Raw genomic sequence first — 7,469 nt, forward strand, 5'->3', positions numbered from 1 at the left:
CGGGCCCGTCTCCCCCGACCCTTTTCTCACCGGACCGGTCTGGTCCCCCGCATGAAATAAAACGCGGCCAGCACGAAGGGGGGGCCGTACCACCAGGCGGACAGGCCCGCCGACACCATGATCGCCGCGCCGATGAACAAGGATCCGCCGGTGATCGAGATCGCCTGACGGTGCGAGCCGACTCCGACCCGTCGTTCCAGCCGGGTGAGGGAGGAGGGGTGAACGTGTATCCGTACCCGGTCCGTGGCCAGCCGTTCCAGTCCGTTGAAGAGCAGTTCCGGCACCATGGCCGCCGAGTCGTTGATTTTTTTGACCCGGTCCCGGGCCTCGCGGATTTTTCCCAGGGGACCGAGGTTTTCGATCATCCAGTCACGGATCAGGGGTTCGGCCAGCAGCCACATGTTCAGATCCGGATTGATCTCCCGTCCCACCCCTTCCAGGGTGAACATGGTTTTTTGCAGCAGAAGCAACTGAGGCTGCACCGGCATGTCGAATTGTTCCGTCACCTTGAACAATTGGGCCAGCAGTTTGGCGATGGAAATTTCTTTCAGGGGTTGGCCGAAGATCGGTTCGCCGATCTGACGACAGGCATCCTCGAATTCGTCCAGGTTGGTGTGACGGGGGACAAATCCGGCGGTCATGTGGACTTCCGCCACCTTGCGGTAGTTGCGATCCAGAAATCCCCGCATCAGTTCCGCCAGCAACACCCGGTCCCGCATCGACACCCGACCGATGATGCCGAAATCCAGAATGGTCAAGGTGCCGTCGGCCCGCACGAAAATGTTGCCCGGATGTTGATCCGCGTGAAAAAATCCATCCCGGAACACCTGCTTGAAAAAACTGGTGATGACGTTGCGGGAGATTTTGGTGGCGTCCAGTCCCAGTTCCGGATGGCTGGAGAGTTCGTCGATGGGGATGCCGTCGCACCACTCCAGGGTCAGCACCCGGCGGGAGGTCAAAGGCCAGATCACCGCCAGGGCGTGCATTTCCGGATCGTGCTTGAAATGATCGCGGAATTTTTGCGCCCGTCCCCCTTCCACCAAAAAATTCATTTCGTTGCGGATCGTGACCGCGAACTCTTCCACCACCCGTCGCGCCTGAAACCGTTGCAGTTCCGGCACATGGGAGTCGATGAGGTTGGCCAGGGTGGTGAGCATGCGTATATCCTGCTCCACCACGGTTTCGATGTTGGGCCGCATCACCTTGACCGCCACCTCTTGGCCTTCGCGGGTGATGGCGTGATGCACCTGGGCCATGGAGGCCGAAGCCACCGGTACCGGATCGAAACGGGCGAAAAAACGATCCATCGGACCATCCAGATCCCCTTCCACGATCTTGCGGACCGTCTCGAAGGGGAAGGGAGGCACTTCGTCTTGGAGTTTTTTCAGTTCCATGCCCAATTCTTCGGGCAGGGCGTCCATGCGGGTGGAGAGGGCCTGACCGAATTTGATGAACGTGGGACCCAGCTCTTCGAGAATTTTGCGCAGCCGTGCGCCTTCGGCCAGCTCCCGGCGCTGCCGGCGGATCGAAGGAATCAGCCCCACCATCCAGGTGAGCAGACGCAACGGCAAAAAGCGGCTCGACAGGGGTTCGGCGTCGTAGCGGGCCAGAGTGGCCAGAATGCCGATCAGTCGGCGGATGGTGCGAACGTTGGAAAACAGCATGGGCGGAGGTCTATTCTGCGCGGGTCGTGTTCATGGGAGCCAAACGGTGTGCCGAGGCGACAGAGAGGCGCTTGGCCGCCCGGGCGATGCGTCCTTCGATCCGGTCGATCTCTTTGGTCATGATTTCGGATTGCACCTTGAGGGCCTGAAGCTGTCCGGCCCTGGGAGGATCCCGGCGGGCGATCAGTTGTTCCAGGGCGGTTTCGAGTCGGTTTTTGCCCTGTTCGCCATTTTTTCTGGCGCGGGTGGCCAAGTCCATGAGCTGACGGGCGCCGGCTGTGCCGAAAAAGACCGCCAGTTCCTTTTCCCAGTCGATTTCCACATTGTCGAGGATGTTCTTGAAGCGCAAACCCGTGTCGGTCTCCCCGGAAAGCTGCAACTGACGGGAAAAAAACAGCGAATCCGGATCCGTGGTGGAAAAGAGCAGTTCCAGAAACGCTCCCGCCTTGCCGGACATCACCACATGGGGCAGCGAGTCGGAATAGGTGTGGATCAACACCTCTCCGTCGTCGGTGACCTCCATGAAGAAGGATTGATTCTGATCTTCCACGTGAAACTCGAACACCTTGCCGGACAGTTCCGTGAGGCGTTCCTTCAACTCCGGATAGCGTTTGAAAAACAGATTCAGCACAATGCCCAGCGTCACGGCGGTGACCGGCTTGGGGATCACCTGGAACGGCAGGGCGAAGAGCGAAGAGAGCATCATGGTCACACCTTGTAGCCGACATGCACCGCGGCCACGCCGCCGGTGAGGTTGTGATAGCGCACCTGGAACAGTCCCGCCTCTTCCATCATGGCCTGAAAACGGGTCTGATCCGGAAAGCGGCGGATCGACTCCACCAGATATTGATAGGCGTCCCGATCCTTGGCCACCCAGTGACCGATCTCTGGCAGCACCTTGAAGGAGTAGGTCTCGTAGAGGGGTTTCAGGAAGGGCAGGGCCACATGGGAGAACTCCAGACACAAAAATTGTCCCCCGGGACGCAGCACCCGGGTCATCTCCGCCAGGGCCAGTTCGATCTGGGTGACGTTGCGGATGCCAAAGCCGATGGTCACGGCGTGAAAGGTGTTGTCCGGAAACGGCAGCACTTCCGCGTTGCCCTGAACCCAGCGGATGCCGGAAACGCAACCCTGATCCGCCAGACGGCTGCGGCCTTGTTCCAGCATGGCGGCGTTGATGTCGTAGATGGTGATGTCCCCCTGGCCCTGGATTTTTTCGTGCATCAGCCGGGCCAGATCTCCGGTGCCTCCCGCCACATCCAGCAGATGATCGCCGGGTTTGATGCGCAGACGACGAATGGCGAATTTTTTCCAGAGGCGATGGATGCCCATGGACATCAGGTCGTTCATCAGGTCGTAGTTCTGGGCGACCGAGTCGAAGACCTGGCGAACCTTGTGGACTTTTTCGTTCAGGGGGATTTCACTGAAACCGAAATGGGTGGTGGACGGCCCTGTCATGGAAGACTGCTCCAAAGGAGGTGAATCGCGGGTGACTTTTCGTGTAAAGCGAGGATTCTAACGTTCCTGAGGAGGATTGGAAACGGTTCATGCGTTAATGAGGGTTTCATTTTTTGTAAAGAGCGATTAAAACCATTGAAAAAAAAGCGGGGGTCTGGGGGATTCATCCCCCAGGGTTTTGATTTTTTTGTCTTTATTGGTTTAAAATTATTATTTTTTAAATTCAAAACCCTGGGAGATGAATCTCCCAGACCCTCTCTTTTTTTTCAATGGTTTGCAGGTGTTTGCCATTTTGCGACTCCCGCAATCGTTGCGGTGTGGCGTATAATCCGAATCCATGAATAAACAACCCTCTCTCACCACGTCGCCACGCTCCTTCCGGGATTTGCGGGAGTTCATGGCCTTTTTGTCCGCCCGCGGACTGCTGGTCCGGGTGGACGCTCCGGTGGATCCCCGTCTGGAAATGACGGAGATCTGTCGTCGTTTGTTGCATTCCGGAGGTCCGGCGGTGTTGTTCACCCGTCCGGTGGGTTACCGGATGCCGGTTTTGGCCAATCTTTTCGGCACCGAAGAGCGGGTGGGATTGGCCATGGGCCGCCAGGTGGCGGAACTGGAGGAGCTGGGCCGACTGCTGGCCGCGTTGCGTCAGCCGGAAGCTCCCCGTGGCCTGAGAGATGCCAAAGAATTGATCATGCGCATGGCGCGCGCGCGTTACATGATGACAAAGACGCTTTCCCATCCCCCATGCCGGGAATGGATGAGGGAAGGAACCGAGGTCGATCTCAAACAACTGCCGGTGCAGACCTGCTGGCCGGGTGACGCGGCTCCTTTGATCACCTGGGGGGTGGTGGTGAGTCGTGGTCCGGATGGAGGACCGTTGAACCTGGGGGTTTACCGTTTGCAGGTTCTGGATCGTCACCGGGTGATCATGCGCTGGCTGGCCCATCGGGGAGGCGCTCAGCATCTGCGGGCCTGGGGCGGACGACCCATGCCGGTTTCGGTGGTGGTGGGGTGTGATCCCGGATTGCTGCTGGCCGCCGTGACTCCGGTGCCGGAAAGCCTCTCCGAGTACGCCTTCGCGGGTCTGTTGCGGGAACGACGGGTGGAAGTGGCTCCGGAACGAGATGCCTATCCCCCGGTGCCCGCCTTCGCCGAAATCGTGCTGGAGGGGATGGTGGATCCCAACGATCGGGCCGAAGAGGGACCGTATGGGGATCACACCGGCTATTACAACGAGGTGGATACCTTCCCCGTGTTGACGGTGCGGCGCATGAGCATGCGCAAGGAGGCGATCTATCTTTCCACCTTCACCGGTCGGCCCCCGGATGAGCCTGCCATTCTGGCCTTGGCGTTGAATCGGGTGTTCACCCCTTTGTTGACCAAACAGTATCCGGAGATTCGGGGATTTCATCTGTCCATGGAGGCTTGTTCCTATCGGGTGGCGGTGGTGGCTTTGGAAAAGGGCTATCCGGGACATGCGTTTCGGGTGATGGCGGGATTGTGGGGATTTCTGCGGCAGTTTCTGTATGTGAAATACATCGTGGTGGTGGATGCGGGGGTGGCCATCGGGGATTGGGGCGCGGTTTTGGCCGAGATGGAAAAGCAGGTGCATGGGGGACGGGATTTGCATGTGCTGCGCAACACGCCGATTGACTATCTGGATTTCTCCTCCCCGTTGTCCGGGCTTGGTGGCAAGATGGGTGTGGACGCCACCACCAAATGGCCGGTGGAAAAACAGGCGGTGACTCCGATGGCTTTGGTGCGCGGAGAGGCGGTGGGAGTCTGGTTGGAGCGTTTGCGCAGTCGGGTGGATGGGGTGTTGGAGGGGTTTGGCTTGCCGTTGGGGCGCATGGCGGTGGTGCGGGTGGATTCGCGGGGTCGGATGGGTGTGGGACGGCGGGTGTTGGAATGGTTGGCTTCCGGGGAGGGGGCGGATCAGGTGTGGGTGGTGGATTGGGATGTGCGGGTGGATTCGTTGGCCGATCTGGCTTGGTCGTTGGCGACCCGGACCGATCCGGGGCGTGATGTGTGGGTGGATGGGGTGTCGGGACGCTGGGCGGTGGATGCCACGATGCGCAGTCGGGAGGAGACCGGGCGGGAGTGGGGGGTGCCTTTGGTGATGGATCCGGAGATGGAAGCCAAAGTGAGTCAACAGTGGCCCAGCTACGGCCTCCCCCACTATTGAAAAAAAAGAGGGGGTCTGGGGGATTCATCCCCCAGGAATTTGACTTTAAAAATTATAATTTTATAAATGAATTTTTGAAAGATTAAAAGACCAAAATCAAAATCCTGGGGAATGAATTCCCCAGACCCCTTCTTCTTTTTCAATAGTGTCATTGCGCAAGGATCGGGTGAGTCATGATAAAATGTCGTGTGATTGCGTTGTTTATGCTGATGTTTATGGTCTCTTCCGTCCACGCGGAGGAGGCCGGAGGCTTGAATACGCCCCTCGCCACCACCGACGGCAAGACCATGCGTTTGAGCGATCTGAAAGGGAAGGTGGTGCTGATCAACTTCTGGGCCACCTGGTGTCCTCCCTGTCTGGAAGAGATTCCCGCCCTGGTGCAGTTGCAAACCCAATACGCCGATCGGGGTTTGGTGGTGGTGGGCATCGACTATATGGAAAAGGCGGATGCGAAACGTCTCAACCAGTTCATCGACGAACAGGGGATCAACTATCCGGTGGTCATGGGGGAGCTGAAAACCCTGCAAGGGGTGGCCAAGATCCTGGGAGGGGTGTTCGCGTTGCCGGTGACCAAGGTGCTGGATCGGAGTGGCAAGGTGGCGGCCTCCCACATCGGGGGATTGGACCTCGCTGAAATGAAGAAACTGGTGGAACCCTTGCTGTGACCGATGCCCTGGTGGTCCTGACCACGGCCCCGGACGAATCCCGGGCCGAACAGTTGGCGGAAACCCTGGTGCAAGAGGGACTGGCCGCCTGTGTTCACATTCTGCCCCAGGGGCGTTCGGTCTATCGGTGGGAGGGGGCGATCCACAAGGATGCGGAGTGGAGTCTGCTGATCAAAACCACCCGCGACCTTTACCCCCGACTGGAATCCCGCCTGCAAACCCTCCATCCCTACGAAGTTCCGGAGATCCTCGCCCTGGAGGTGACCCGTGGCCATGGGGCCTATCTCGATTGGCTGACCGCCAACGTATCTTAAGATTCATCCTTCATTCTCTCTATAAGGAGACACGATCCATGGAAGTGACCTACGCAGCCGCGTTTCTGGCCGGACTGCTCTCTTTTCTGTCGCCTTGCGTGCTGCCGTTGGCCCCGGCCTATATCAGTTACATGAGCGGCATCTCCGTGGAACAGTTGCGCCAGGGGGATGATGCCCACACCGCCTGGCGGGCGGGATGGTACAGTCTGTGGTTTGTATTGGGTTTTTCGCTGGTGTTCATCGGGCTGGGGGCTTCGGCCACCTATCTGGGACAGATCCTGTTGAGCCATATGAACCTGTTGAGCAAAGTGGGCGGTGCGGTGATCGTGCTGTTCGGTCTGCACTATATGGGAGTGTTCCGTCTGAGCCTGCTGAACCTGGAGGCCCGCTTCAATCTGGAGAAGAAACCGACGGGTCCTTGGGGTGCGTTCTTGATTGGATTGGCTTTTGCGTTCGGCTGGACCCCTTGCGTGGGGCCGATCCTGGCCGGAATCCTGGCTGTGGCCGGGGCGCAGGACAATATCGGGCAGGGCGTGACGCTTTTGGCGGTCTATTCGGCGGGATTGGGGGTGCCTTTCTTGGTGACCGGGGTGGCCATCAACCTCTTTTTCGGGGTGTTCGAGCGGTTGCGGGTCCATTTGCACCGGATCGAGATGGTTTCGGGGGGGTTGCTGGTGGTGGTGGGTGTTATGATTTTCTTTGGCGATTTCAACAGGTTGTCCAGTCTAATCCTGCAATGGTTCCCCGGTTTGGCGCGTCTGGGTTGAAATAATGCAATCGTCTTTCATTTTCCTCTTGACCCGCACCACCGGATCGTCTATATTCGTTTTCATTGAGGGGGTAGCCCCCGAGAGAGAAGAGTTCTTTGACAATTCAATACGATCATCGGCGTGAACGTTGGTCTCCCGAGTCGAAAGACTGAAAGCAGGAGGTCATGCAATGTCAGAAGGAATGCATGAAGCCTGTTTGTGGAGTGAAGACGTTTTACGTTGAATGCATCACACAATGTCAGCGCAAAAAAGAGTCAAGCAAAGCAACATGCTTGGTGCAAACCTGAAGTACATTCCAAAACAGTAATGAAAAAATAGCAAGCATCCATCAACCGTTGATTCAGATCGTTCAATCGATCTCGAAATATTCGGAGAGTTTGACCCTGGCCAAAGCCTGTCGCCGCCAGGGCCGA

General features: G+C 58.0%; 7 protein-coding genes. 4 read left to right on the top strand and 3 right to left on the bottom strand.

Annotated features, from left to right (window positions below; translation table 11 throughout):
- Positions 1 to 26: 26 nt before the first annotated feature.
- The 3 genes from ubiB to ubiE are packed head-to-tail and all read right to left on the bottom strand — an operon-like array spanning position 27 to position 3,122.
- On the bottom strand, positions 27 to 1,664 hold the full coding sequence (gene ubiB / locus HQL98_08660) for a 2-polyprenylphenol 6-hydroxylase (GenBank protein ID MBF0272117.1): 1,638 nt from the start codon (positions 1,662 to 1,664) through the stop codon (positions 27 to 29).
- A 10-nt stretch (positions 1,665 to 1,674) separates the two neighbouring features.
- Positions 1,675 to 2,370, bottom strand: a complete 696-nt coding sequence (locus HQL98_08665) for an SCP2 sterol-binding domain-containing protein (protein MBF0272118.1) — start codon at positions 2,368 to 2,370, stop codon at positions 1,675 to 1,677.
- 2 nt (positions 2,371 to 2,372) lie between these two features.
- Positions 2,373 to 3,122 (bottom strand): bifunctional demethylmenaquinone methyltransferase/2-methoxy-6-polyprenyl-1,4-benzoquinol methylase UbiE, encoded by a 750-nt coding sequence (gene ubiE / locus HQL98_08670; GenBank protein ID MBF0272119.1) that lies wholly within the window; start codon positions 3,120 to 3,122, stop codon positions 2,373 to 2,375.
- Between the two features lie 337 nt (positions 3,123 to 3,459).
- Here ubiE and HQL98_08675 point away from each other — a divergent pair, with 337 nt between their 5' ends.
- From HQL98_08675 to HQL98_08690, 4 genes are all read left to right on the top strand, one after another.
- A complete protein-coding gene (locus HQL98_08675; protein MBF0272120.1) occupies positions 3,460 to 5,307 on the top strand; it encodes a UbiD family decarboxylase in 1,848 nt (615 codons plus the stop codon).
- 251 nt (positions 5,308 to 5,558) lie between these two features.
- Positions 5,559 to 5,972, top strand: a complete 414-nt coding sequence (locus HQL98_08680; GenBank protein MBF0272121.1) for a TlpA family protein disulfide reductase — start codon at positions 5,559 to 5,561, stop codon at positions 5,970 to 5,972.
- On the top strand, positions 5,969 to 6,286 hold the full coding sequence (locus HQL98_08685; GenBank protein MBF0272122.1) for a divalent-cation tolerance protein CutA: 318 nt from the start codon (positions 5,969 to 5,971) through the stop codon (positions 6,284 to 6,286). Before HQL98_08680 ends, HQL98_08685 begins: the two co-directional genes overlap by 4 nt.
- Before the next feature lie 38 nt (positions 6,287 to 6,324).
- On the top strand, positions 6,325 to 7,053 hold the full coding sequence (locus tag HQL98_08690) for a cytochrome c biogenesis protein CcdA (protein MBF0272123.1): 729 nt from the start codon (positions 6,325 to 6,327) through the stop codon (positions 7,051 to 7,053).
- The last annotated feature ends 416 nt before the right edge of the window (positions 7,054 to 7,469 follow it).

The organism is Magnetococcales bacterium, from assembly GCA_015231755.1.
GTDB lineage: Bacteria > Pseudomonadota > Magnetococcia > Magnetococcales > Magnetaquicoccaceae > Magnetaquiglobus.

Excerpts from the sequence above, each read along its gene's own strand:
- ubiB (MBF0272117.1), bottom strand. The coding sequence starts at position 1,664 with ATGCTGTTTTCCAACGTTCGCACCATCCGCCGACTGATCGGCATTCTG.
- HQL98_08665 (MBF0272118.1), bottom strand. The coding sequence starts at position 2,370 with ATGATGCTCTCTTCGCTCTTCGCCCTGCCGTTCCAGGTGATCCCCAAG.
- ubiE (MBF0272119.1), bottom strand. The coding sequence starts at position 3,122 with ATGACAGGGCCGTCCACCACCCATTTCGGTTTCAGTGAAATCCCCCTG.
- HQL98_08675 (MBF0272120.1), top strand. The coding sequence starts at position 3,460 with ATGAATAAACAACCCTCTCTCACCACGTCGCCACGCTCCTTCCGGGAT.
- HQL98_08690 (MBF0272123.1), top strand. The coding sequence starts at position 6,325 with ATGGAAGTGACCTACGCAGCCGCGTTTCTGGCCGGACTGCTCTCTTTT.